This is a genomic window from Streptomyces sp. NBC_00258 (assembly GCF_036182465.1).
Taxonomy (GTDB): domain Bacteria; phylum Actinomycetota; class Actinomycetes; order Streptomycetales; family Streptomycetaceae; genus Streptomyces.
On the sequence record NZ_CP108081.1, the window covers coordinates 7,123,109 to 7,148,750 of the forward strand.

The 25,642-nt window shown below is 68.6% G+C and carries 22 protein-coding genes; 19 read left to right on the forward strand and 3 right to left on the reverse strand.

What is annotated here, in order from left to right; translation table 11 throughout:
• Window positions 1-46: 46 nt before the first annotated feature.
• From OG718_RS31760 to OG718_RS31775, 4 genes are all read left to right on the forward strand, one after another.
• Complete coding sequence (locus OG718_RS31760; protein WP_328845804.1) at window positions 47-526, forward strand: hypothetical protein; 480 nt, start codon at window positions 47-49, stop codon at window positions 524-526.
• A 19-nt stretch (window positions 527-545) separates the two neighbouring features.
• The gene (locus OG718_RS31765; RefSeq protein ID WP_328845805.1) at window positions 546-2,936 is read left to right on the forward strand and encodes a bifunctional polysaccharide deacetylase/glycosyltransferase family 2 protein; all 2,391 of its coding nucleotides are present in this window, start codon (window positions 546-548) and stop codon (window positions 2,934-2,936) included.
• A complete protein-coding gene (locus OG718_RS31770) occupies window positions 2,933-4,237 on the forward strand; it encodes an acyltransferase family protein (protein WP_328845806.1) in 1,305 nt (434 codons plus the stop codon). Before OG718_RS31765 ends, OG718_RS31770 begins: the two co-directional genes overlap by 4 nt.
• 113 nt (window positions 4,238-4,350) lie before the next feature.
• On the forward strand, window positions 4,351-5,049 hold the full coding sequence (locus OG718_RS31775; RefSeq protein ID WP_306939399.1) for a demethylmenaquinone methyltransferase: 699 nt from the start codon (window positions 4,351-4,353) through the stop codon (window positions 5,047-5,049).
• A gap of 171 nt (window positions 5,050-5,220) precedes the next feature.
• Here the strand turns inward: OG718_RS31775 and OG718_RS31780 are convergent, their stop codons facing one another.
• On the reverse strand, window positions 5,221-5,568 hold the full coding sequence (locus tag OG718_RS31780; protein WP_373466232.1) for a PASTA domain-containing protein: 348 nt from the start codon (window positions 5,566-5,568) through the stop codon (window positions 5,221-5,223).
• A 104-nt stretch (window positions 5,569-5,672) separates the two neighbouring features.
• Window positions 5,673-6,179, reverse strand: a complete 507-nt coding sequence (locus tag OG718_RS31785; protein ID WP_143643515.1) for a GNAT family N-acetyltransferase — start codon at window positions 6,177-6,179, stop codon at window positions 5,673-5,675.
• Window positions 6,180-6,316: 137 nt separating this feature from the next.
• On the opposite strand from OG718_RS31785, the gene OG718_RS31790 reads away from it, so the two are divergent.
• A complete protein-coding gene (locus tag OG718_RS31790) occupies window positions 6,317-7,621 on the forward strand; it encodes a geranylgeranyl reductase family protein (RefSeq protein WP_143643516.1) in 1,305 nt (434 codons plus the stop codon).
• A gap of 171 nt (window positions 7,622-7,792) precedes the next feature.
• Here the strand turns inward: OG718_RS31790 and OG718_RS31795 are convergent, their stop codons facing one another.
• Window positions 7,793-8,623, reverse strand: coding sequence for a C40 family peptidase (locus tag OG718_RS31795; protein ID WP_143643517.1), 831 nt, complete (start codon window positions 8,621-8,623; stop codon window positions 7,793-7,795).
• Window positions 8,624-9,389: 766 nt separating this feature from the next.
• On the opposite strand from OG718_RS31795, the gene OG718_RS31800 reads away from it, so the two are divergent.
• The 14 genes from OG718_RS31800 (at window position 9,390) to nuoN (ending at window position 25,411) form a co-directional block, all read left to right on the forward strand.
• Complete coding sequence (locus OG718_RS31800) at window positions 9,390-9,749, forward strand: NADH-quinone oxidoreductase subunit A (protein WP_033319564.1); 360 nt, start codon at window positions 9,390-9,392, stop codon at window positions 9,747-9,749.
• A gap of 66 nt (window positions 9,750-9,815) precedes the next feature.
• Window positions 9,816-10,370 (forward strand): NuoB/complex I 20 kDa subunit family protein, encoded by a 555-nt coding sequence (locus tag OG718_RS31805; protein WP_018528252.1) that lies wholly within the window; start codon window positions 9,816-9,818, stop codon window positions 10,368-10,370.
• Entirely contained in the window at window positions 10,367-11,107 is a 741-nt protein-coding gene (locus tag OG718_RS31810; RefSeq protein ID WP_328845807.1) for an NADH-quinone oxidoreductase subunit C, read from the forward strand. The genes OG718_RS31805 and OG718_RS31810 overlap by 4 nt, the downstream gene beginning before the upstream one ends.
• Window positions 11,104-12,426: an NADH-quinone oxidoreductase subunit D gene (locus OG718_RS31815; protein ID WP_143643519.1), complete on the forward strand. Its 1,323-nt coding sequence runs from the start codon at window positions 11,104-11,106 to the stop codon at window positions 12,424-12,426. Before OG718_RS31810 ends, OG718_RS31815 begins: the two co-directional genes overlap by 4 nt.
• Before the next feature lie 29 nt (window positions 12,427-12,455).
• Complete coding sequence (gene nuoE, locus OG718_RS31820) at window positions 12,456-13,280, forward strand: NADH-quinone oxidoreductase subunit NuoE (protein ID WP_143643554.1); 825 nt, start codon at window positions 12,456-12,458, stop codon at window positions 13,278-13,280.
• On the forward strand, window positions 13,280-14,662 hold the full coding sequence (gene nuoF / locus OG718_RS31825; RefSeq protein ID WP_143643520.1) for an NADH-quinone oxidoreductase subunit NuoF: 1,383 nt from the start codon (window positions 13,280-13,282) through the stop codon (window positions 14,660-14,662). The genes nuoE and nuoF overlap by 1 nt, the downstream gene beginning before the upstream one ends.
• On the forward strand, window positions 14,659-17,163 hold the full coding sequence (locus OG718_RS31830; RefSeq protein ID WP_143643521.1) for an NADH-quinone oxidoreductase subunit G: 2,505 nt from the start codon (window positions 14,659-14,661) through the stop codon (window positions 17,161-17,163). Before nuoF ends, OG718_RS31830 begins: the two co-directional genes overlap by 4 nt.
• Window positions 17,160-18,548 carry an NADH-quinone oxidoreductase subunit NuoH gene (nuoH, locus tag OG718_RS31835; RefSeq protein ID WP_328845808.1) on the forward strand — a complete coding sequence of 463 codons (1,389 nt, stop codon included), beginning with the start codon at window positions 17,160-17,162 and terminating at the stop codon, window positions 18,546-18,548. The genes OG718_RS31830 and nuoH overlap by 4 nt, the downstream gene beginning before the upstream one ends.
• The gene (gene nuoI / locus OG718_RS31840; RefSeq protein ID WP_143643523.1) at window positions 18,541-19,143 is read left to right on the forward strand and encodes an NADH-quinone oxidoreductase subunit NuoI; all 603 of its coding nucleotides are present in this window, start codon (window positions 18,541-18,543) and stop codon (window positions 19,141-19,143) included. The genes nuoH and nuoI overlap by 8 nt, the downstream gene beginning before the upstream one ends.
• Window positions 19,140-19,982, forward strand: coding sequence for an NADH-quinone oxidoreductase subunit J (locus OG718_RS31845; RefSeq protein WP_328845809.1), 843 nt, complete (start codon window positions 19,140-19,142; stop codon window positions 19,980-19,982). Before nuoI ends, OG718_RS31845 begins: the two co-directional genes overlap by 4 nt.
• Window positions 19,979-20,278 (forward strand): NADH-quinone oxidoreductase subunit NuoK, encoded by a 300-nt coding sequence (gene nuoK, locus OG718_RS31850; RefSeq protein ID WP_003974374.1) that lies wholly within the window; start codon window positions 19,979-19,981, stop codon window positions 20,276-20,278. Before OG718_RS31845 ends, nuoK begins: the two co-directional genes overlap by 4 nt.
• A gap of 14 nt (window positions 20,279-20,292) precedes the next feature.
• On the forward strand, window positions 20,293-22,188 hold the full coding sequence (nuoL, locus tag OG718_RS31855; RefSeq protein ID WP_143643525.1) for an NADH-quinone oxidoreductase subunit L: 1,896 nt from the start codon (window positions 20,293-20,295) through the stop codon (window positions 22,186-22,188).
• A gap of 5 nt (window positions 22,189-22,193) precedes the next feature.
• Window positions 22,194-23,765 carry an NADH-quinone oxidoreductase subunit M gene (locus OG718_RS31860; protein ID WP_143643526.1) on the forward strand — a complete coding sequence of 524 codons (1,572 nt, stop codon included), beginning with the start codon at window positions 22,194-22,196 and terminating at the stop codon, window positions 23,763-23,765.
• Window positions 23,762-25,411 carry an NADH-quinone oxidoreductase subunit NuoN gene (gene nuoN, locus OG718_RS31865; protein ID WP_143643527.1) on the forward strand — a complete coding sequence of 550 codons (1,650 nt, stop codon included), beginning with the start codon at window positions 23,762-23,764 and terminating at the stop codon, window positions 25,409-25,411. The genes OG718_RS31860 and nuoN overlap by 4 nt, the downstream gene beginning before the upstream one ends.
• The last annotated feature ends 231 nt before the right edge of the window (window positions 25,412-25,642 follow it).

The window sequence follows — 25,642 nt, forward strand, 5'->3', positions numbered from 1 at the left end:
GGAAATCAGAGTTTCGGACACATAAAGGCTGCCTAATGTCCGGGGAATGCATTCCGAGCCTGCCATCGAATCCCGCGCCGCCGGGCGCGGCCGCCGCCGCAAACGCGGCAACGGGTCCAACGGGTCCAACGGATCCGAAGACGGTCCCGTGTTCGTTGACAACTCCGGGCGCAGAGCCAAGCTGCTGCGCCGGATCGGTCTCCTCCTGGGTGCCGTCTGCATCGGGTACGCGGTCGTGCTCGGCATGGCGTTCATGGGCTGGGGCCCCTCGCTCTCCCCGTCCTCGCTGCTGCCCTTCGGGGGCGGCGGCCCGGGCAACCAGAACTCCCGGCCCGGCGGCGGTGTCCAGCCGCAGGGCGGCACCGGCACACCGCCCGCGCAGCCCACCGGCGTCCCGCCCACGGGTGTCGCCACTGGCGCCCCGCCGGCCGGAGCCGTGCCCACCGCCGTCCCGTCGGCATCCGCGGATCCCGCCTCCGTCTCCGCTCCGTCCGCGTCCGCCTCGGCGGCCGCGGACGCCAACTGACCGGAACGCACTCACACTCATGGCTACTACGACGCCCTCGCGCGGCCGCAGGCGCGCCCCGTCCCGGATGACACGGGCCGCGGGCAAGGCCGCGGCGCTGCAGAAACCGCGTGTCATCCTCGCCCTGCTGCTCCTTCTCGCACTCACCAGCGTGATGCTGCTCGACGGCTATCTGCGCGCCGAGGTCGGCGGCGACGAGCGCGTACGCAGCAACGCCAGCTCCAGCAAGGTCCCCGACAAGGTCCTCGACGGCGGGCCGATCCTCTCCTTCCGGGGCGGAGAGGCCCGGAGCCAGTCCGTCCCCGAGAAGACCATCGCGCTCACCTTCGACGACGGCCCCAACCCCACCTGGACTCCCCAGATCCTGAAGATCCTGGAGGCGAACGACGTCCCGGGCACGTTCTTCGTGGTCGGCTCGATGGTGTCCCGCTATCCGAGCATCGTGAAGGACCTGGTGGACCAGGGCAACGAGATCGGCATCCACACCTTCACGCACGTCGACCTGTCGTACCAGAGCGACGACCGGATCACCCGTGAGATGGACCAGACGCAGCTCGCGCTCGCGGGCGCGGCGGGCATCACGACCACGCTGTTCCGTGCCCCGTACTCCTCCGAGGCGGACGCCATCGACAACTACAGCTGGCCCGTCTACAAGAAGCTGGGTGAGGAGGGCTACACCAGCGTCTTCGTCGACACCGACAGCGACGACTGGAAGCGCCCGGGCGTCTCGAAGATCATCAAGTGGGCCACGCCGTCCAAGAACAAGGGCGCCTCGGTCCTCTTCCACGACGCGGGCGGCGAGCGCTCGCAGACGGTCAAGGCGCTCGGGACGTACATCAAGAAAATGAAGGCGAAGGGCTACACCTTCACCACCATCAGCGGTGCCATCCAGCAGACGGAGAGCGCGAACCGAGAGGCCGGCACGGGTACGGGCTCCGGCGCGGAGGCCGGTGCGACGGCGGACGCGAACCAGCAGGGGAGCGGCCAGAACGGTCAGCAGCCCGGCGGTGAGCAGGCGGGCGGTCAGGCCCCCGGCGGCCAACAGGGTCAACAGCCCGGACAGTCCGGTCAGTTGGGCCAGGCCGGGGGAGCCAACAGCCTCCAGGCCGCCCACCGCGCCGCCACCGGCACCACCCTCTACGAAGGCAAGGCCCTCGTCGCGGCCGTCGCCGTCGCCGAGTGGACCGTACCGGGGCTCGCGACCGGGCTCGCCGTCGTCGGCGTCGCCGTCATGGGCCGCTTCGGGATGATGCTGATCCTCGCGCGCAGGCACTACCGGCAGCGCAACAAGCGCCGGTTCAGCTGGGGCACGCCCATCACCCGTCCCGTCAGCGTGATCGTGCCCGCGTACAACGAGAAGGAGTGCATCGCCAACACCCTCAGGTCGCTGGCGCGGAGCACGCATCCGATCGAGATCATCGTGGTCGACGACGGGTCGACGGACGACACGTCCGAGATCGCGCGGAGCGCGGCCGAGTCCTTCGGCATGACGAACGTCCGGGTCATCCGCCAGGAGAACGCGGGCAAGCCGGCCGCCCTCAACAACGGTGTACGCAGCGCCAGTTACGACATCGTCGTGATGATGGACGGCGACACGGTCTTCGAGGCGGACACCGTACGGCAGTTGGTGCAGCCCTTCGCCGACCCCGGGGTCGGCGCGGTCGCGGGCAACGCCAAGGTAGGCAACCGCGACACGATCATCGGCGCCTGGCAGCACATCGAGTACGTGATGGGTTTCAACCTCGACCGCCGCATGTACGACCTGCTGCGCTGCATGCCCACCATCCCGGGCGCGATCGGCGCGTTCCGCCGGGAGGCCGTGCTCGCGGTCGGCGGGATGAGCGAGGACACGCTCGCCGAGGACACCGACATCACCATCGCCATGCACCGGCAGGGCTGGCGGGTCGTCTACCAGGAGCACGCCAAGGCCTGGACGGAGGCGCCGGGTTCGCTGAAACAGCTCTGGTCGCAGCGCTACCGCTGGTCGTACGGGACGATGCAGGCGCTGTGGAAGCACCGCAAGTCCCTTACGGACAAGGGTCCTTCGGGCCGCTTCGGCCGGGTCGGCATGCCGCTGGTCGTCATCTTCCAGATCGTCACGCCGGTCTTCGCCCCGCTCATCGACGTGTTCACCCTCTATTCGATGATCTTCATCGACTTCAAGGCGGCCCTGCTCGCCTGGCTGGCCGTCCTCTGCGTCCAACTCGTCTGCGCCGCCTACGCGTTCCGGCTCGACCGGGAGAAGTACCGCTACCTGCTGATGATGCCGCTGCAGCAGCTCGCGTACCGGCAGATGATGTACCTCGTCCTCATCCACTCCTGCATCACCGCCCTCACCGGCGGCCGCCTGCGCTGGCAGAAACTGAAGCGCACGGGCGAGGTCGGCACACCGGCGGGGGTCGGCCGATGAGCTGGGGGACGGACCAGCCGGGCCACCCGCAGGAGCATCCACAGCAACCACAGGGCTATGGCTACGGGTACGGCCAGCAGCAACAGCTGTACGGACAGCCGCAGTACGGTGGCACGCCGTACCCCCAGCAGTACGTCGGCCACGACCAGCAGGGGTACGCAGGGGAGTACGTACAGGAGCAGGCGTCGGCGGACTACCCGGCGCACCCCGCGCCGGGGCCGGAGCCGGAGCCCGAACCGGCCCCGGTCCCGTACGCGCCGCCGAAACCCGCCGTCCGGGACCGCTACTTCGACACCCTGCGCGCGGTCGCCCTCGTCCGCGTCGTCACTTACCACACCTTCGGCTGGGCCTGGGCGGGCATGGTCTTCCCCTCCATGGGGATCATGTTCGCGCTGGCCGGCACGCTGATGGCGATGTCGCTGGAGCGGCCCGCCCTCAAGGTGATCAGGAGCCGGATCCGCCGGCTTCTGCCGCCCTTCTGGTTCTGGGGCTTCTTCGTCGTGGTCGCGATGCTGATCCACGACTGGATGCCCGGCTGGCAGATCGTCTACTGGATCGTTCCGCTCGGCGACCCGCCGGGCAACGCGTGGGGCGAGCAGGCCTGGGAGATCCTTTGGTACCTGCGGACGTACCTGTGGTTCGTCCTGCTCTCGCCCCTTCTCCTGAGGGTGTTCCGCCTGGCCCCGGTCACGGTCCTCGTCCTCTCCCTCGCCCCGATCCTGGTCGTCCACTTCCTGTGGGAGCCGCCGGACAACCGCTTCGGCAGCGCGCTCACCGACCTGGCCACCTTCCTCTTCTGCTGGATCCTCGGCTTCGCGCACCGCGACGGCGTCCTGCAGCGGCTGAAGCCGTTCGCCGTCGTCGTCCTCTCGCTCGCCGCGATCGGCTACGGCGGCTGGTACGCCTTCACGCACCAGGCCGAGACGGGCTCGTACGACCTCGACGACATCCCGCTCGCACAGGCCTTCTGGTCGGCGGGGTTCGTGACGCTCCTGATGTACGCGAAGGCACACTTCCGGATCGACTTCGCCGGGCCGGCCCGCTTCAGGCGCCTCGACCGGATCGTGACGATCTTCAACGCCCGAGCCGTGACCCTCTACCTCTGGCACGAGATCGCGCTGATCCTGGCCGTCCCGTTGATCGACCGGTTCTGGGACGTGCCGGCCTTCGAGACGTATCTGCCGCTGGAGAGCCAGTGGTTCATGTTCGGCATCGGCTGGCTCCTCATCGCCGTGTTCATCCTGCTCTGCGGGTGGGTGGAGGACGTGGCGGCGAAGAAGAAACCGAGGCTGCTGCCCTGAAAGGCCCACAGGCACCAAGGGGCCTTGTGGAAGCCGTCCTCGTGGCGGCGTTCCGACCGGCGTACGGGCCGGGTGCTGGAGAGTCACCCGGTCCGTACTGCCACAATGGGGGCGTGACCCGCGCATCCCTGAACAAGCAGCCGCACGAAGTCGCCTCGATGTTCGACGACGTGGCGGAACGCTACGACCTGACGAACGACGTGCTGTCGCTCGGCCAGGACCGGGTGTGGCGCAAGGAGGTCGCGAAGGCGGTCGACGCGCGGCCCGCGCAGAAGATCCTCGACCTCGCCGCGGGCACCGCCACCTCGTCGCTGCCCTTCGCGCGCACGGGTGCGTACGTCGTCCCCTGCGACTTCTCCCTCGGGATGCTCAGGGTCGGCAAGAAGAACCACCCCTGGCTGCCGCTCACGGCGGGCGACGCGACGAAGCTGCCGTTCAAGGACGACACGTTCGACGCGGTGACGATCTCCTTCGGCCTGCGGAACGTGCAGGACACGGACACCGCGCTGCGCGAGCTGCACCGGGTGACCAAGCCCGGCGGACGCGTCGTGATCTGCGAGTTCTCGCATCCGACCTGGGCGCCGTTCCGCACGGTCTACACCGAGTACCTGATGCGCGCCCTCCCGCCGGTGGCCCGCGCGGTCTCCTCCAACCCCGACGCGTACGTCTACCTCGCCGAGTCCATCCGCGACTGGCCCGACCAGCCCGCCCTCGCCGAACGCCTCACCAAGGCGGGTTGGTCAAAGGTCGCCTGGCGCAACCTGACGGGCGGGGTCGTGGCGCTGCACAGGGGTTACAAGCAGGCCCCGTAAGCCGCTTCTCTCAGGGGCACGGGAGGTGCCTTCTTTTAGGGGCGCGGGGAACTGCGCAATCTTTTGGCTTTCAGGGGCGCGGGGAACGGCGCAGTCTTTCAGGGGCGCGGGGAACTGCGCGACCAGCCCCCACCGGCCCGCGGTGTTCCCACAACCTGCAGCCCCCAGCGACTACCGCAGCACGGCAAACGGATCCCCCGGCTCATCAAGCTCCCGGTACAGCCCCCCGGCCGGCGGCCCACCCCGCCGAGGCTCCCGCACACCGGCCCCGCCCCCACCCTCACCCTCCCCGAAGTCGAACCACACCGTCACAACCGCCCCGCGCGGCACCTCGGAACCGGGCAACGGGTACTGGCGTACGACGTAATCGACGACGGTCAGATGGAAGTCGGGCCGATCCGGCGCCGCGAGCAGCACCCCTCGCGCCTCGGCCGTCTCCCGCGCGTCCACGGCCATCAGACCGACGAGCCGCGGCACGCGCACTTCGGGTGTCTTGCGTGGTATGCGCACAGACGTCACCCCCAGCGGTACCGGCAGAGTAAGCCCTGCCGAGCCGTGCCGGAAGGTGTCGGAAGCCCGCCCGAAAGCCCCCGGGAACCCGGTGGGAACTTGGCGGGAAACGGTCAGAGCGCCAACCGGTAGCAGTGCCCCAGCTGGTCCGACGTCTCCGTGGTGAACGTCTCGGCGAGTTCCATGCCGAGGCGTCTGGTCACCGCGATCGAGCGTGCGTTGCGGGAGTTCACCATGGCCACCACGCTGGGTACGCCCGTCGCGCGTACCCGTTCCAGCGTGATCCGCGCGGCCGTGGTGACGTACCCCTTGCCCCAGTGCTTCCGCCCGAGCCGCCAGCCGATCTCGATCTCGCCCTTCGGTCCCCACTCGCGCGGCCACGGCTGGGCGCCGGTGAAGCCGATGACCTGGCCCTCCTCGTCGAGCATGGTCCAGAAGCAGAACCCGTACTCGGCGTCGTGCCGGCGCTGCCGGGCGGTCAGTTCCTCGTAGAAGGACAGCTCGGCCGGCTTTCCGCCGTGGAACTCCATCACGTCCGGGTCGTCGAAGACCCGGTGCCAGGCGAACGCGTCCTCGTCGGTCGGGACGCGCAGGTGTACCACGGGGAGAGCTCGGTTCACGGGGCAGCCCTTCAGCCAGGTGATCAGTACCGCTGCATAGACTGCCCATGTCGCGTGCCCGTCAGCACGCGGATTTCGAGACTTCGCACTTCGAGACCTAGAGACCTAGAGCCTTCGAGACTTGGGGAGAACCCGTCGTGACCGAGTCCCAGCCCCTCTCCGAACACACCGCCGATGTGATCGTCGTCGGGGCCGGGCCAGCCGGTTCCACCACCGCGTACTACCTGGCCAAGGCCGGACTCGACGTCCTGCTCCTCGAGAAGACCGCGTTTCCGCGGGAGAAGGTGTGCGGTGACGGGCTGACGCCCCGCGCCACCAAACAACTCGTCTCCATGGGCATCGACATCTCGGAGGAGGCGGGCTGGCTCCGGAACAAGGGGCTCCGCATCATCGGCGGCGGCGTCCGCCTCCAGCTGGACTGGCCGGATCTCGCCGCCTACCCGGACTACGGACTCGTACGGAAGCGGGACGACTTCGACGAGCAGCTGGCCCGGCAGGCGCAGAAGGCGGGCGCGCGGCTGCACGAGCGCTGCAACGTCGGCGCCCCGATCATCGACGACCGCACGGGCCGGATCACCGGCGTGCACGCGAAGCTCGGTGACGCCGACTCCAAGGAGAAGCGCGAGGTCACCTTCCACGCGCCCCTCGTGGTCGCCGCCGACGGCAACTCGACCCGGCTGTCGCTGGCGATGGGCCTGCACCGCCGCGAGGACCGTCCGATGGGCGTCGCGGTCCGTACGTACTTCACGTCCCCGCGCCACGACGACGACTACCTGGAGTCGTGGCTGGAGCTGTGGGACCGCCGCGGCCCCGGCGAGGACCGGCTGCTGCCCGGTTACGGGTGGATCTTCGGCATGGGCGACGGCACGTCGAACGTCGGCCTCGGTGTCCTGAACACCACGTCGTCCTTCAAGGAGCTGGACTGGCGCGAGGTCCTGAAGGCCTGGTGCGCGTCGATGCCCGAGGACTGGGGCTACACCCCGGAGAACATGACGATCCCGATCCGGGGCGCCGCTCTCCCGATGGCCTTCAACCGCCAGCCCCACTACACGAAGGGGCTGTTGCTCGTCGGCGACGCGGGCGGGATGGTGAACCCCTTCAACGGCGAGGGCATCGCCTACGCCATGGAGTCCGGCCAGATCGCCGCCGACGTCATCGTCCAGGCGCACGCCCGTGCGACCCCCGCCCAGCGTGAACTCGCCCTCCAGCGCTACCCGAAGGTCCTCAAGGACACCTACGGCGGCTACTACACGCTGGGCCGCGCCTTCGTGAAGCTCATCGGCAACCCGAAGGTCATGAAGATCGCCACGCAGCGGGGTCTCACGCACCCCGTTCTGATGAAGTTCACGCTGAAGATGCTGGCCAACCTGACCGACCCGACGGGCGGCGACGCGATGGACCGCATCATCAACGGCCTCTCCAAGGTGGCCCCGAGGGCGTGACGCACGGACGCGCCGGAAGCGGGCCGAGTCCCGCTTCCAGGGGCGCGTTGTTCGGGTGGGGCCGCTGTGGCGCGCCTGAGGGCCGCTCCCCGTGTTGGGGGAGCGGCCCTTCGATGTGCGTGGCCGGGGCCCGGAGAAGCCCGGTCAGGGGCCGGGAAGGCGTGACCGAGGTCAGAGGACGCGTACCGCGCCGCTCGCCGGGTAGCCCGACAGGTCCTGGATGACGACACCCTTCGAGGGGTTCGCGGCGTCCAGGTACTGACCGCCACCGATGTAGACACCGGTGTGGTACGCCGAACCCGCGCCACCCCAGTACAGGATGTCGCCGACCTGGATGTTGGACAGCGAGACCGGGGTGCCGGACACGGACTGGTCCTGGGAGACGCGCGGCAGGTCCACGCCGACCTGCTTGAACGCGGCCTGCACCAGGCTGGAGCAGTCCCACGCGTTGGGGCCGGTGGCGCCCATGACGTAGGCGTCGCCGACCTGGGCCTTGAGGAAGTTGATGACCGTGCCGACGCTGCCGCTCGCGGGGGCGGGGACGTCGCTGTCGGCCGACGTCGACGTGAGTGTGGTCCGCTCGGAGGACCGGGTGGCACGCTCGGCGGCGGCCTTGCGGGCGTCCTCGGCCTTCTGCTTGGCCTCCGCCTTCTTCTTCGCGTCGGCGAGGTCCGCCTTGGCCTGCTTGGCGGCCTTGGCGGCGGCCGCGTCACGCTCGGCACGCAGCTGGTAGTCGGCCGCGGCCTGCTGGGTGACCTCCGCGGACTCGGCGACCTGGGCGGTCATGTCGGCCGTGAGGGTGGGCAGCTCGATGGTCTGGGTCACCGGTTCGGCAGCGTTCGCCGATCCGGCCGCACCGGCCACTGCCAGGGTGCTGAGGACGCCACCGGCAACTCCGGCGCGCATCGCGAGCGCCGAGCTGCTGCGAGGCCGGGGTTTCCGGTGGCTGCGTATGTGAGCGGTGTGGGACATAGGGACAACCGGTATCAGGGGCTCCTCCATACCTTCAAGAAACGTGTGGTGCGCCACAGTTGTTCAATGGGCCGTCCGAATCCCGGGCGTGGCGTTCTTTATTGACGCCGTAACGGGCATTGCGGACACCGCCCGTCGGGGCTGTGATCACGGCCTTTCTGTGTTACGCCCGAATTGCCCGCGACCTACCACCCGTTGGAGCCGTTGGCCAAGCCCGGTTGTTTCCCGGCTGTTACCAATGTGACGCAGGTCACGGAACGGCTGCCCCTGCGGCGGTGTCGCGCGCGTGAAGCGGGGGAGCCGTGGAGGTCGGGCCGGCGGCGCGTTCCGCTCGTGAACGGATGCACGCGCCCGGGTCGTCCACATCGGGCACTCCAACTCCCCCCGAAGTGTGAACGAGTTCCTCTATCAAGCGCCGATGTCCAACGCCAATTTGCCTTGGATCTCGCCCCCTTGGTAGAGCGCCGAAGCCTGGACCAGCGACGACGAGCGAAAATGTCACCTCTGGTGATCACTCCGACGCTTCTCGTACGAAGATCGGCACTCATCCGACTTCATGATCCTTCGCCGGGTGGTGGAGATCACAAAGGCGTTGTCGTACCCCGTGTCGCAGATCACAGACCCGCAGGCATAAGATGCGGGGCAGTTGGGCTTGTGACCTGCTTCACATGTACGCGATCTTCGTGGAGCCGCACGGAGCTCGTGGGCCTCATGAGGTTCATGGGGCACGCGAGGCAGGGAGCCAGTCCTGATGCAACCGCCAGCAGTCAATGCCGACTGAGAGGAGCGAGGAGCGGTGAACGCGTATGCGCCCATCCTCGTACTGGGAGCCCTCGGAGCAGGCTTTGCGATCTTCTCCGTGGTCATGGCCACGCTTATCGGTCCAAAGCGCTACAACCGGGCCAAGCTCGAAGCCTACGAGTGCGGTATCGAGCCGACCCCCACGCCGGCCGGCGGCGGGCGGTTCCCCATCAAGTACTACCTGACGGCGATGCTCTTCATCATTTTCGATATCGAGATCGTCTTCCTCTATCCCTGGGCCGTCACGTTCGACGCGCTCGGGGTTTTCGGGCTCGTGGAGATGTTGCTCTTCGTGCTCACCGTCTTCGTCGCGTACGCGTACGTGTGGCGGCGAGGCGGCCTGGAATGGGACTGAAACCCGCATGGGACTGAACCCCGCAAGGGACTGAGCCCCGTATAGGGGACAGAGGAGCCACTGAGCATGGGACTCGAAGAAAAGCTGCCGAGCGGCTTCCTGCTGACCACCGTCGAGCAGGCCGCGGGATGGGTGCGCAAGTCGTCCGTCTTCCCCGCCACCTTCGGCCTCGCCTGCTGCGCCATCGAGATGATGACGACGGGCGCGGGCCGCTACGACCTGGCGCGCTTCGGCATGGAGGTCTTCCGCGGCTCGCCGCGCCAGGCCGACCTGATGATCGTCGCCGGACGCGTCAGCCAGAAGATGGCGCCGGTCCTGAGGCAGGTCTACGACCAGATGCCGAACCCCAAGTGGGTGATCTCCATGGGGGTTTGTGCCTCGTCGGGCGGCATGTTCAACAACTACGCGATCGTGCAGGGCGTCGACCACATCGTCCCTGTCGACATCTATCTGCCCGGCTGTCCGCCACGGCCCGAGATGCTGATGGACGCGATTCTCAAGCTCCACCAGAAGATCCAGTCCTCGAAGCTCGGCGTGAACGCCGAGGAGGCGGCCCGCGAGGCGGAGGAAGCGGCGCTCAAGGCGCTCCCCACCATCGAGATGAAGGGCCTGCTGCGGTGAGCGACGCGAACGGCAACGGGGTGAACCCCGAGAAGGACCTCGGCGCCTCCAACCTCCCGGGCCAGCGAGGCGACGGCGGCGAGGAGATCCGCGTCCAGCGCGGCATGTTCGGCGCCAACAACGGCGGGGACACCTCCGGCTACGGCGGCCTGGTCCGCTCGATCCGGCTGCCGGGCGCGGCCTCCCGCCCGTACGGCGGCTGGTTCGACGAGGTCGCCGACGAGCTCGAAGGCGCCCTGGAGGAACAGGGTCTCGTCCCCGAGAACGCGATCGAGAAGACGATCGTCGACCGCGACGAGATGACCTTCCACATCGACCGCGAGTTCCTGCTCCAGGTCGCCCAGACCCTGCGCGACGACCCGGCCCTGCGCTTCGAGCTCTGCACAGGCGTGAGCGGAGTCCACTACCCGCAGGACAAGGGCCGCGAGCTGCACGCCGTCTACCACCTGCGCTCGATCACCCACAACCGGCTGATCCGCCTGGAAGTCAGCGCCCCGGACAGCGAGCCGCGCGTCCCGTCCCTGGTCTCGGTCTATCCGACGAACGACTGGCACGAGCGCGAGACGTACGACTTCTTCGGCATCGTCTTCGAGGGCCACCCGGCCCTCACGCGGATCATGATGCCGGACGACTGGCAGGGCTTTCCGCAGCGCAAGGACTATCCCCTCGGCGGCATCCCCGTCGAGTACAAGGGCGCCCAGATCCCGGCTCCGGACCAGCGGAGGTCGTACTCATGAGCACGCAGTCAGCATCCGCACGGGAGACCACCGAGGGCCGCGTCTACACGGTCACCGGTGGTGACTGGGACGAGGTCGTCGAGACCGCGGCCAAGGCCGACGACGAGCGCATCGTCGTCAACATGGGCCCCCAGCACCCGTCCACGCACGGCGTGCTCCGGCTCATCCTGGAGATCGACGGCGAGACGGTCACCGAGGCCCGCTGCGGCATCGGCTATCTGCACACCGGCATCGAGAAGAACCTCGAGTTCCGTACGTGGACACAGGGCACGACCTTCGTGACGCGCATGGACTACCTGACGTCGTTCTTCAACGAGACCGCGTACTGCCTGGCCGTCGAGAAGCTCCTCGGCATCGAGGACCAGATCCCGGACCGCGCCACGATCATCCGGGTGCTCCTGATGGAGCTGAACCGGCTCTCCTCGCACCTGGTGTGCATCGCCACCGGAGGCATGGAACTCGGCGCCACCACGATCATGATCTACGGCTTCCGTGATCGTGAACTCGTTCTCGACATCTACGAGCTGATCACCGGCCTGCGCATGAACCACGCGTACATCCGGCCCGGCGGCCTCGCCCAGGACCTGCCCCCGGGCGCGGTGGACCAGATCCGCGAGTTCGTGAAGAAGATGCAGAAGAACCTTCCCGAGTACGACAAGCTCGCCACCGGGAACCCCATCTTCAAGGCCCGTATGCAGGGCATCGGCCATCTCGACCTGGCCGGCTGCATGGCCCTCGGCGCCACCGGCCCGATCCTCCGCTCGGCCGGCCTGCCGCACGACCTGCGCAAGGCGCAGCCGTACTGCGGCTACGAGACGTACGACTTCGACGTCCCGACCACCGACACCTCCGACGCGTACGGGCGCTTCCTGATCCGTCTCGAGGAGATGCGCCAGTCGCTGCGGATCGTCGAGCAGTGCCTGGACCGGCTGCAGCCCGGCCCGGTCATGGTCACCGACAAGAAGATCGCCTGGCCCGCCCAGCTCGCGCTCGGCCCCGACGGACTCGGCAACTCGCTCGACCACATCAAGCAGATCATGGGCACCTCCATGGAGGCCCTGATCCACCACTTCAAGCTGGTGACCGAGGGGTTCCGCGTGCCGCCGGGACAGGCGTACGCGGCCGTCGAGTCGCCGAAGGGCGAACTCGGGGTGCACGCCGTGTCCGACGGAGGCACCCGCCCCTACCGGGTCCACTACCGGGACCCGTCCTTCACCAATCTGCAGGCCATGGCGGCGATGTGCGAGGGCGGCCAGGTCGCCGACGTCATCGTCGCCGTCGCGTCCATCGACCCCGTGATGGGAGGCGTCGACCGGTGACCACGACCCCCGAGGGCGTCAGCCTGGGCATGCCCCAACTGCCCGCGCCCGACTACCCGGACGACGTTCGAGCCAGGCTGGAGGCGGACGCGCGCGAGGTCATCGCCCGCTACCCGGACTCCCGGTCCGCCCTCCTTCCGTTGCTGCATCTCGTGCAGTCGGAGGAGGGCCACGTCACGCGCACCGGGCAGCGGTTCTGCGCGGAGATGCTCGACCTGACCACCGCGGAGGTCACCGCGGTCGCGACCTTCTACTCGATGTACCGGCGCAAGCCGAGCGGTGACTACCAGGTGGGCGTCTGCACCAACACCCTGTGCGCGGTCATGGGCGGCGACGCGATCTTCGAGTCCCTCCAGGACCACCTCGGTGTCGGCAACGGCGAGACGACCGACGACGGCAAGGTCACCCTGGAGCACATCGAGTGCAACGCGGCCTGCGACTTCGCACCGGTCGTGATGGTCAACTGGGAGTTCTTCGACAACCAGACCGTGGCGAGCGCGAAGCGCCTCGTCGACGACCTGCGCGCGGGAACACAGGTCGAGCCGACGCGCGGTGCCCCCTTGTGCACCTTCAAGGACACGGCCCGCATCCTGGCGGGCTTCCCCGACGAGCGCGAGGGCGCGGTCGAGGCGAGTGGCGGCGCGGGCCCCGCCTCGCTGATCGGTCTCCGGCTGGCCAAGGGGGAGACGGGCCCCGCGCGCGTGGTGCACCCGCGAGGATCCGGCGCTCCCCAGGACGAGGCGCCGCACGACCCGTCCCCGTCCGAGCACCTCAGTTCGCACGACGCACCGCAGGACACGTCGGCCTCCGACCCGTCCCACCCGGCCGGGCCCACTGCCGAGGAGGGGGAGTGATGACCTTGTCCACTCAATACGGGGGCACCTCTCAGCCGGGGACCGGCGGAGAGACGAGCCCCGAGAAGCTGCTCTCACCGGTGCTGTCCGCCTTCTGGGACGAGGACAAGTCCTGGTCGCTGGACGTGTACCGGAGGCACGACGGGTACGAGGGCCTGCGCAAGGCGCTCGCGATGTCGCCGGACGACCTCATCGCGTACGTGAAGGACTCCGGTCTGCGCGGCCGTGGCGGCGCGGGATTCCCCACCGGAATGAAGTGGCAGTTCATTCCCCAGGGTGATGGAAAGCCTCACTATCTAGTTGTCAACGCCGACGAATCGGAGCCGGGCACCTGTAAGGACATCCCGCTTCTCTTCGCGAACCCGCACAGCCTCATTGAGGGCATTGTCATCGCCTGTTATGCGATCCGGTCGTCGCATGCCTTCATTTATCTGCGTGGTGAAGTCGTCCCCGTGCTCAGGCGGTTGCACGAGGCCGTCCGTGAGGCCTACGCGGCGGGCTACCTGGGCGAGAACATCCTGGGCAGCGGGCTGGATCTCCAGCTCACCGTGCACGCGGGCGCCGGCGCGTACATCTGCGGTGAGGAGACCGCGCTGCTCGACTCGCTCGAAGGCCGCCGTGGACAGCCGCGACTTCGTCCCCCTTTCCCTGCCGTCGCGGGCCTCTATGCCTGTCCGACTGTTGTGAACAACGTCGAGTCCATCGCGTCGGTTCCCGCGATTCTCCACAAGGGCAAGGAATGGTTCCGGTCGATGGGAAGCGAGAAGTCCCCGGGCTTCACGCTCTACTCCCTCAGCGGCCATGTCACCAGCCCCGGCCAGTACGAGGCCCCGCTCGGCATCACACTCCGTCAGCTCCTCGACATGAGCGGCGGCATCCGGAAGGGGCACCGCCTCAAGTTCTGGACGCCGGGCGGCTCCTCGACCCCGATGTTCACCGACGAGCACCTCGACGTCCCTCTTGACTACGAAGGAGTGGGCGCCGCGGGTTCCATGCTCGGCACAAAAGCACTCCAGTGCTTCGACGAGACGACCTGCGTCGTCCGGGCCGTCACGCGGTGGACCGAGTTCTACGCCCACGAGTCCTGCGGCAAGTGCACGCCCTGCCGCGAAGGGACGTACTGGCTCGTGCAGTTGCTGCGCGACATCGAGGCCGGCAAGGGCGTCATGTCCGACCTCGACAAGCTGAACGACATCGCCGACAACATCAACGGCAAGTCCTTCTGCGCCCTCGGCGACGGCGCCGCCTCGCCGATCTTCTCCTCGCTCAAGTACTTCCGCGCGGAGTACGAGGAGCACATCAACGGCCGGGGCTGCCCCTTCGACCCCGCCAAGTCGACGGCCTGGGCCGACAAGGAAAAGCACACGGAGGTGAACGCATGACGGTAACCACGAGCGCTCCCTCCGGAGGCGGGGAGGCTGCGGTTCCGCCGGAGGATCTCGTCTCGCTGACCATCGACGGCGTCGAGATCAGCGTGCCCAAGGGCACCCTGGTCATCCGCGCGGCCGAACAGCTCGGCATCGAGATCCCCCGCTTCTGCGACCACCCGCTCCTCGACCCGGCCGGCGCCTGCCGCCAGTGCATCGTCGAGGTCGAGGGCCAGCGCAAGCCCATGGCGTCCTGCACGATCACCTGTACGGACGGGATGGTCGTCAAGACCCACCTCAGCTCTCCTGTCGCCGAGAAGGCCCAGAAGGGTGTGATGGAGCTCCTGCTCATCAACCACCCGCTGGACTGCCCGGTCTGCGACAAGGGCGGCGAGTGCCCCCTGCAGAACCAGGCCATGTCGCACGGCTACTCCGAGTCCCGCTTCGAGGGCAGGAAGCGCACGTACGAGAAGCCCGTCCCGATCTCCACCCAGGTGCTGCTCGACCGCGAACGCTGCGTCCTGTGCGCCCGCTGCACGCGGTTCTCGAACCAGATCGCGGGCGACCCGATGATCGAGCTGATCGAGCGGGGCGCGCTCCAGCAGGTCGGCACCGGCGAGGGCGACCCCTTCGAGTCGTACTTCTCCGGGAACACGATCCAGATCTGCCCGGTCGGGGCGCTGACCTCGGCGGCGTATCGCTTCCGCTCCCGGCCGTTCGACCTCGTCTCGTCGCACTCGGTGTGCGAGCACTGCTCCGGCGGCTGCGCGACCCGCACCGACCACCGGCGCGGCAAGGTCATGCGGCGCCTCGCCTCCCCGGACCCGCAGGTCAACGAGGAGTGGCTCTGCGACAAGGGGCGGTTCGGCTTCCGCTACGCCCAGCAGCGGGACCGGCTGCAGACCCCGCTGGTACGCGGCGAGTCCGGTGAGCTGGAGCCCGCTTCCTGGCCGGAGGCCCTGGAGGCCGCGGCCCAGGGACTTCTCGCCGCCCGCTCCCGGGCCGGTGTCCTCACCGGCGGCCGGCTGACCGTCGAGGACGCCTACGCGTACAGCAAGTTCGCGCGCGTGGCCCTCGACACGAACGACATCGACTTCCGCGCGCGCGTGCACAGCGGCGAGGAGGCCGACTTCCTGGCCGCCCGGGTCGCCGGACGCGGACGTGACCTCGACGGTACGGGCGTCACGTACACCGCACTGGAGAAGGCACCCGCCGTCCTGCTCGCCGGATTCGAGTCCGAGGAGGAGGCGCCCGGTGTCTTCCTGAGGCTGCGCAAGGCCTGGCGCGGACACGGGCAGAAGACCTTCTCGCTGGCCACGCACGCGACCCGGGGCCTGGAGAAGGCGGGCGGCACGCTGCTGCCGGCCGCTCCCGGCACCGAGACCGAGTGGCTGGACGCGCTCGCCTCCGGGACGGGCCTGGAGGGCGACGGAGCGAAGGCCGCCGAGGCGCTGCGCACCGAGGGCGCGGTGATCGTCGTCGGCGAGCGGCTGGCCGCCGTCGCCGGCGGGCTCACCGCCGCCGTACGGGCCTCCACCGCGACCGGTGCCCAACTGGTGTGGATCCCGCGCCGGGCCGGGGAGCGCGGCGCGATCGAGGCGGGGGCGCTGCCCTCGCTGCTGCCCGGCGGACGCCCGGCCACCGACCCGCGCGCGCGGGACGAGGTCACCCTGGCCTGGGGCATCGCGGCACTGCCGCACCGCCACGGCCGTGACACCGGACAGATCATCGAGGCCGCAGCCACCGGGGAGCTCTCCGCGCTCGTCGTTGCGGGCGTCGAGGTCGCCGACCTCCCCGACCCGGCACGCGCGCGTGAAGCACTCTCCGCGGTCGGCTTCCTGGTGTCGCTGGAACTGCGCCCCAGTGAGGTCACCGAGAACGCGGACGTCGTCCTCCCCGTGGCCGCGGTCGCCGAGAAGGCGGGCACCTTCCTCAACTGGGAAGGCCGCGCACGCCTCTTCGAGTCCGCGCTCAAGCCCGAGCAGATGACCCGCCGGGTGGCACCCACCGACGGGCGCGTCCTGCAGATGCTGGCCGACGCCATGGACGTACACCTGGGACTGCCCGACCTGCGCACCGCGCGCGTGGAGCTGGACCGGCTCGGCGCCTGGGACGGACCGCGGGCCACCGAACCCCTGGAGACCGCGGCCGTGCTGCCGCGGCCCGCCTCGGGGGAGGCCGTGCTCGCGGGACACCGGCTGCTGCTCGACCAGGGCCGTCTCCAGGAGGGCGACGAGGCACTCGCCGGGACGCGGCACGCCGCACACGCGCGCGTGTCGGCCGCCACGGCCGCCGAGGCGGGCGTCAAGAACGGCGACCTGCTCGCCGTGACCGGCCCCTCCGGAGTGGTCGAACTCCCCCTGCAGATCACGGAGATGCCCGACCGCGTGGTCTGGCTCCCGCTGAACTCCGCCGGGGGAGGCGTCGCCTCGGACACGGGCGCACTGCCCGGCGCACTCGTCCGCATCGGCCCGGCGACGCTCGCCGCCGAGACCCCCAAGGAGGTGGAGGCATGACCGGAAACCTCGCCGCGCCCGTGTACCTGGCCGCGGAGGACCTCTCCATGTTCGGCCGCGACCCCTGGTGGCTCGTCGTCATCAAGGCGGTCTTCTGCTTCGCCTTCCTGATGATCACCGTGCTGTTCTCCATCGTGTGGGAGCGCAAGGTCGTCGCCTGGATGCAGCTGCGCATCGGCCCCAACCGGCACGGCCCCTGGGGCATGCTCCAGTCGCTCGCCGACGGCATCAAGCTGATGCTCAAGGAAGACCTGATCGTCAAGCGCGCCGACAAGGCCGTCTACATCCTGGCGCCCATCGTGGCCGCGATCCCGGCCTTCATGGCGATCGCCGTGATCCCCTTCGGGCCGGCCGACAACCAGATCTCGATCTTCGGCCAGCGCACCACGATGCAGCTCACCGACCTCCCGATCGCGATGCTCTACATCCTCGCGGTCGCCTCGGTGGGCATCTACGGGATCGTGCTCGCGGGCTGGTCCTCCGGGTCGACGTACCCGCTCCTGGGCGGTCTGCGCTCCTGCGCGCAGATGATCTCGTACGAGATCGCCATGGGCGCCGCGTTCGCGTCGGTGTTCCTGTACTCCGGCTCGATGTCGACCTCGGAGATCGTCGCCCAGCAGCAGGACCGCTGGTACATCATCCTGCTGCCGGTGTCGTTCCTGATCTACATCGTGACGATGGTCGGCGAGACCAACCGCGCCCCCTTCGACATGCCGGAGTCCGAGGGCGACCTGGTCGGCGGCTTCAACACCGAGTACTCGTCCATCAAGTTCGCGCTGTTCATGCTCGCCGAGTACGTGAACATGGTGACCGTCTCGGCGGTCTCCGTGACGCTCTTCCTGGGCGGCTGGCGGGCCCCCTGGCCGGTCAGCACCTTCTGGGAGGGCGCGAACCACGGCTGGTGGCCGATGCTCTGGTTCGTCATCAAGGTGCAACTGCTGCTGTTCTTCTTCATCTGGCTGCGCGGCACGCTGCCCCGCGTCCGCTACGACCAGCTGATGAAGCTCGGCTGGAAGGTCCTCATCCCGGTCTCCGTGGTCTGGCTGATGTGCGTCGCGACCGTACGGACCCTGCGGAACGAGAACTACGACTTCGCCGACATCGCCCTGTACGTGGCGGGCGCGGTCCTTGTCCTGCTGTTGCTGTCCTTCATCGCCGACATGTACCGCGACCGGAAGGACGCCCAGGAGACGCCGGAAGAACCCGTTGCCTTCGACCCGATGGCGGGCGGGTTCCCCGTACCGCCGCTGCCCGGACAGGAGCTGCCGCCGGTGCCCCGGCGACGTCCGCGCCGGGAGCGGGAGTTGATTGTCAGTGGCGGCGTGAATACTGACAGTGACGGAACCGATGGACCTCGTGACGGAAAGGAGGCGTCCGATGGCTGATGAGCAGAAGGAGACCAAACCCGGTTTCCAGAACCCCGTCGCAGGCTTCGGCGTGACCTTCAAGGCCATGTTCAAGAAGCGGCTGACCGAGCAGTATCCGGAGCAGCCGAAGACCACCGCCCCGCGGTTCCACGGCCGGCACCAGCTCAACCGCCATCCGGACGGCCTGGAGAAGTGCATCGGCTGCGAGCTGTGCGCCTGGGCCTGTCCCGCGGACGCCATCTATGTGGAGGGCGCGGAGAACACCGAGGAGGAGCGCTACTCCCCGGGCGAGCGGTACGGCCGCGTCTACCAGATCAACTACGCCCGCTGCATCCTGTGCGGCCTGTGCATCGAGGCGTGCCCCACGCGCGCGCTCACGATGACGAACGAGTTCGAGCTGGCCGACAGCAGCCGCGCCAACCTCATCTACACCAAGGAGCAGCTGCTCGCCGGTCTGGAGGAGGGCATGGTCGAGTCGCCGCACTCGATCTTCCCGGGCATGGACGAGGGCGACTACTACCGGGGCATGGTCACGGAGGCCGCGCCCGGCACGGTGCCCCAGGTGGCCGTTTCCAAGGGAGAGAAGCCCGAGGAAGAGGGGGCGGACGCATGAGCGCGCAACTCGCCGCCCACGCCACCTCCCTCGCGGCCTACTCGACGTCCACCGGCGAGGCCTTCCAGTTCTGGATCCTCGGAACCGTCGCGGTGATCGGCGCCCTGTGCACCGTCTTCATGAAGAAGGCCGTGCACAGCGCGCTCTGCCTCGCCGGGACCATGATCATCCTGGCGGTGTTCTACCTCGCCAACGGCGCGTACTTCCTGGGCATCGTCCAGGTCGTCGTCTACACCGGCGCGATCATGATGCTGTTCCTCTTCGTGGTCATGCTCGTCGGTGTCACCGCGGCGGACTCCCTGAAGGAGACCATCAAGGGCCAGCGCTGGCTGGCCCTCCTGTGCGGCCTCGGCTTCGGAATCCTGCTCTGCGCGGGCATCGGCAACGCGTCGCTGACGGAGTTCAACGGCCTGACCCAGGCCAACTCCGGTGGCAACGTGGAGGGTCTGGCGGCCCTCATCTTCACGAAGTACGTCTTCGCCTTCGAGATCACCGGCGCCCTGCTCATCACGGCCGCCGTCGGCGCCATGGTGCTCACCCACCGCGAGCGCACCGAGCGGGCCAAGACCCAGCGCGAACTGGCCGAGGAGCGCGTGCGGGCGAACAAGCAGCTCCCGCCGCTGCCCGCCCCCGGCGTCTACGCCCGGCACAACGCGGTGGACATCGCAGGCCTCCTGCCGGACGGCACCCCGTCCGAGCTCACCGTCATCAAGACACTGCGTGACCGCGGCCAGATCCGCGACGTGTCGGACGAGGCGATCAAGGACCTCAAGGCGCTGGAGCAGCGCTCCGAGGAGCGGCTCGGCCGCGAAGAGCGGGAAGAGGAGGCCGCGAAGTGAACCCCGTCAACTACCTCTACCTCGCCGCCCTGTTGTTCACGATCGGCGCCACCGGCGTCCTGATCAGGCGCAACGCGATCGTGGTGTTCATGTGCATCGAGCTGATGCTCAACGCCTGCAATCTCGCGTTCGTCGCCTTCTCCCGGATGCACGGCAATCTCGACGGCCAGATCATCGCCTTCTTCACGATGGTCGTCGCCGCCGCGGAGGTCGTGGTCGGGCTCGCGATCATCGTGTCGCTGTTCCGTTCCCGCCACTCGGCCTCGGTCGACGACGCCAGCCTGATGAAGCTGTAAGGGGTCGCTGAATCGTGGAGAACCTGATTGCGCTGCTTGTGGCGGCGCCTCTGCTCGGAGCGGCCGTACTGCTGTGCGGCGGCCGGCGGCTGGACGCCGTCGGCCACTTGATCGGTACGGCTCTCTCGTCCGTCTCCTTCGTGATCGGCGCGATCCTCTTCGCCGACATGCTGGGGAAGGACGCCGAACACCGGGCCATCGGCCAGCACCTGTTCAGCTGGATCCCCGTAGAGGGCTTCCAGGCGGACGTGGCCTTCCAGCTCGACCAGCTGTCGATGACGTTCGTGCTGCTGATCACGGGCGTCGGCTCGCTGATCCACCTGTACTCCATCGGGTACATGGAGCACGACGAGCGGCGCCGCCGTTTCTTCGGCTATCTGAACCTGTTCCTCGCGGCGATGCTGCTGCTCGTCCTCGCGGACAACTACCTGCTGCTTTACGTCGGCTGGGAGGGCGTCGGCCTCGCCTCGTACCTCCTGATCGGTTTCTGGCAGCACAAGCCCAGCGCCGCCACCGCCGCGAAGAAGGCCTTCCTGGTCAACCGCGTCGGCGACATGGGCCTGTCGATCGCGATCATGCTGATGTTCACCACCTTCGGGACCTTCGCCTTCGGGCCGGTCCTGGAGTCCACCGGTGAGACCGGCGAGGGCAAGCTGACCGCCATCGCCCTGATGCTGCTGCTCGCAGCCTGCGGCAAGTCCGCCCAGGTACCGCTGCAGTCCTGGCTCGGGGACGCGATGGAGGGCCCGACCCCGGTCTCGGCCCTCATCCACGCCGCGACCATGGTGACCGCGGGCGTGTACCTGATCGTCCGCTCCGCCGACATCTTCAACGCCGCGCCGGACGCCCAGCTCGTGACCACCGTGGTCGGAGCGGTCACGCTCCTCTTCGGTGCGATCGTCGGTTGCGCCAAGGACGACATCAAGAAGGCACTCGCCGGTTCGACCATGTCGCAGATCGGCTACATGATCCTCGCGGCGGGCCTCGGTCCCATCGGCTACGTCTTCGCGATCATGCACCTGGTGACGCACGGCTTCTTCAAGGCCGGGCTCTTCCTCGGCGCCGGTTCGGTCATGCACGGCATGAACGACGAGGTCGACATGAGGAAGTACGGCGGCCTCAGGAAGTACATGCCGGTCACCTTCGTGACGTTCGGCCTCGGTTACCTGGCCATCATCGGCTTCCCAGGCCTGTCCGGCTTCTTCTCCAAGGACAAGATCATCGAGGCGGCCTTCGCCAAGGGCGGCACCGAGGGCTGGATCCTCGGCAGCGTGGCCCTGCTCGGCGCGGCCATCACCGCGTACTACATGACGCGCGTGATGCTGATGACCTTCTTCGGAGAGAAGCGCTGGCAGCCGGACGAGAACGGCCACGAGCCGCACCCGCACGAGTCCCCCAGGTCCATGACGATCCCGATGATCGTGCTGGCCTTCGGATCGGTCTTCGCGGGCGGGTTCTTCAGCATCGGTGACCGCTTCGTGCACTGGCTGGAGCCCGTCACCGAGCACGCGCACGGCAACCCGCCGGTCAGCGCGACGACGGTCACGCTCGCCACCATGGTCGTGCTCGTCATCGGCGTCGCTCTGGCCTACGTCCAGTACGGGCGCCGTCCCGTCCCGGTGGTCGCCCCGCGCGGCTCCCTGCTCACCCGGGCCGCCCGGCGCGACCTCCTCCAGGACGACTTCAACCACGTCGTCCTCGTACGCGGCGGAGAGCACCTCACGCGCTCCCTGGTGTACGTCGACCACACGCTGGTCGACGGGGTCGTGAACGGCACGGCGGCCTCGATGGGCGGCCTCTCCGGACGGCTCCGCAAGCTGCAGAACGGCTATGCGCGGTCGTACGCGGTCTCCATGTTCGGCGGTGCTGCGATCCTCATCGCCGCGACCCTGCTGATGAGGGCGGTCTGATACCGATGTCCTTTCCTCTGCTGACAGCGACGGCGGTGCTCCCTGCGATCGGGGCCATCGCCACGGCCGCCGTGCCGGCCGCGCGCCGCACCGCAGCCAAGTGGCTGGCGCTGATCGTCTCGCTCGCCACCCTGGTACTCGCCCTGGTCGTCCTGATCCGCTTCGACCCCGACGGCGACCGCTACCAGCTCACCGAATCGCACGCCTGGATCGCGGACTTCGGGGTGCGGTACGAACTGGGCGTGGACGGCATCGCGGTGGCGCTCATCGCGCTGACCGCCCTGCTGATCCCGTTCGTGATCCTCGCGGGCTGGCACGACGCCGACCCGCTGGAGACCAACAGCAGCCGCTGGCGCCCGACCCAGGGCTTCTTCGCCCTGATCCTCGGCGTCGAGGCGATGGTGATCATCTCCTTCGAGGCCACCGACGTCTTCCTCTTCTACATCTTCTTCGAAGCCATGCTCATCCCGATGTACTTCCTCATCGGCGGCTTCGGGGACCGTGCCCACGCGGGCTCGGACGAGCACGCGGCGGCCCAGCGCTCGTACGCCGCGGTGAAGTTCCTCCTCTACAACCTGGTCGGCGGCCTGATCATGCTGGCCGCCGTGATCGGTCTCTACGTAGTGGCCGGAAACTTCTCGCTCCAGGAGATCGCCGAGGCCCGGGCCAACGGCACGCTGGACATGGCGACCAACACCGAGCGATGGCTCTTCCTGGGCTTCTTCTTCGCCTTCGCGGTGAAGGCGCCCCTGTGGCCGCTGCACACCTGGCTGCCCAACGCGATGGGGGAGGCAACGGCCCCGGTCGCCGTCCTGATCACCGCGGTGGTCGACAAGGTCGGCACCTTCGCGATGCTCCGCTTCTGCCTCCAGCTCTTCCCGGAGGCCTCGAAGTGGGCGACGCCGGTCATCCTCGTACTCGCCCTGATCAGCATCATCTACGGGGCGCTGCTCGCGGTCGGCCAGCGTGACATCAAGCGGCTGGTGGCGTACGCGTCGATCTCCCACTTCGGGTTCATCATCATGGGCATCTTCGCCATGACGAGCCAGGGCCAGTCGGGCGCGACGCTCTACATGGTCAACCACGGGATCTCGACCGCCGCGCTGATGCTGGTGGCCGGCTTCCTGATCTCGCGGCGCGGCTCGCGTCTGATCGCCGACTACGGAGGGGTGCAGAAAGTCGCCCCGGTGCTCGCGGGCACCTTCCTGATCGGCAGCCTCGCGACGCTGTCCCTGCCGGGGCTCGCGCCGTTCGTGAGTGAGTTCCTGGTCCTGGTCGGCACGTTCACGCGCTACCCGGTGATCGGGATCATCGCCACCTTCGGCATCGTCCTCGCCGCGCTCTACACGCTCGTGCTCTACCAGCGGACGATGACCGGCCCGGTGAAGCCCGAGGTGTCGGCCATGCCCGACCTCCGGGTGCGGGAACTCGCGGTGGTCGCCCCGCTGATCGCCCTGCTGATCTTCCTCGGCGTCTACCCGAAGCCCCTCACCGACATCGTCAACCCGGCGGTCAAACAGACCATGTCCGACGTACAGAAGACAGACCCCAAGCCCGAGGTGGAGGCGGCCCCGTGAGCGCTACAGCCGTCCACAGCCTGTGGACAATGGCGGCCGACCCGATCGACAAGATCGACGCGCCGAAGATCGAATACGGGCAGTTGTCGCCCACCCTGATCGTCATCGGTGCGGCGATCATCGGGATCCTGGTCGAGGCCTTCGTGCCCCGGAAGTCCCGCTACTACGTCCAGTTGTTCGTGTCCGTCGTCGCCCTCGTCGCAGCCTTCGCCGCGGTCGTGGGACTCGCGGCCGGCGGATACGGCACCACGAAGGCCGGTATCGCCGCGATGGGTGCCATCGCGGTCGACGGGCCCTCGCTGTTCCTGCAGGGCACGATCCTGCTGGCCGGTGTGCTCGGCGTGTTCACGTTCGCCGAGCGGCGTCTCGACCCGGTGGCGCACGGCAACCGCGTCGACTCGTTCGCCGCGCAGGCCGCGTCCGTGCCGGGCAGCGACAGCGAGAAGGCCGCGGTCAAGGCCGGGTTCGCCACGACCGAGGTGTTCCCGCTGCTGCTCTTCGCGATCGGCGGCATGCTCGTCTTCCCGTCGGCGAACGACCTGCTGACGCTGTTCATCGCCCTGGAAGTCTTCTCACTGCCGCTCTACCTCCTGTGCGCCGTGGCCCGCCGCAAGCGGATCATGTCGCAGGAGGCCGCGGTCAAGTACTTCCTGCTCGGCGCCTTCGCCTCCGCGTTCACCCTCTTCGGCATCGCCCTGCTGTACGGCTACGCCGGTTCGGTGTCGTACGCCACGATCGCGCAGGTCGTCGACGGCACCATCGGGACGGTGAACCCGGCACTCGCCGGCACCATGGGCAACGACGCGCTGCTGCTCATCGGCGCCGCGATGGTCGTGATGGGCCTGCTCTTCAAGGTCGGCGCGGTGCCGTTCCACATGTGGACCCCGGACGTCTACCAGGGCGCGCCGACCCCGGTGACCGGCTTCATGGCCGCCGCGACCAAGGTGGCCGCCTTCGGCGCGCTGCTGCGGCTGCTGTACGTCGTGCTGCCGGGCCTGCGCTGGGACTGGCGGCCGGTGATGATGGGCGTGGCGGTCGTCACCATGCTGGGCGGCGCGATCGTCGCGATCACCCAGACCGACATCAAGCGGCTCCTCGCGTACTCGTCGATCGCGCACGCGGGATTCATCCTCGCGGGTGTCATCGCGATGACACCGGACGGCGTCTCGTCGGTGCTGTTCTACCTGGGCGCGTACTCGTTCGTCACGATCGGCGCTTTCGCGGTGGTCACCCTCGTACGGGACGCGGGCGGCGAGGCCACGCACCTGTCCAAGTGGGCCGGTCTCGGACGCAGGTCACCACTGGTGGCCGCCGTGTTCGCGGTCTTCCTGCTGGCCTTCGCGGGCATCCCGCTGACCTCCGGTTTCGCCGGGAAGTTCGCCGTGTTCAAGGCGGCGGCCGAGGGCGGCGCGGGAGCGCTGGTCGTGGTCGGTGTGATCTCGTCGGCCATCGCGGCGTTCTTCTACATCCGCGTGATCGTGCTGATGTTCTTCAGCGAGCCGCGTCCGGAGGGACCGACGGTCGCCGTGCCGTCGCCGCTCACGATGACGGCGATCGCGGTGGGCGTGGCGGTCACGCTGGTACTCGGTGTGGCGCCGCAGTACTTCCTCGACCTGGCAGGTCAGGCGGGCGTCTTCGTGCGCTGACGGTGGGGCGGGCGGGCGCTCGCGTCCGCCCACGCTGTGGCTCTTCGGGCCCCGGCTCCCGTTGGGAGCCGGGGCCCGAAGCGTTTCTCGGGGCGTGGCGGAGGCCTTTCGGGGCGCGTCGGCGGACGCGTTGCGCAGATACTCCGTCGCAGCCTGTGGATAACTCTGAGGCTGTCGGTGCGGACCCCTATCGTGGAGGCAGCGGTCGAGGCACGACGTACGGGGGACGGG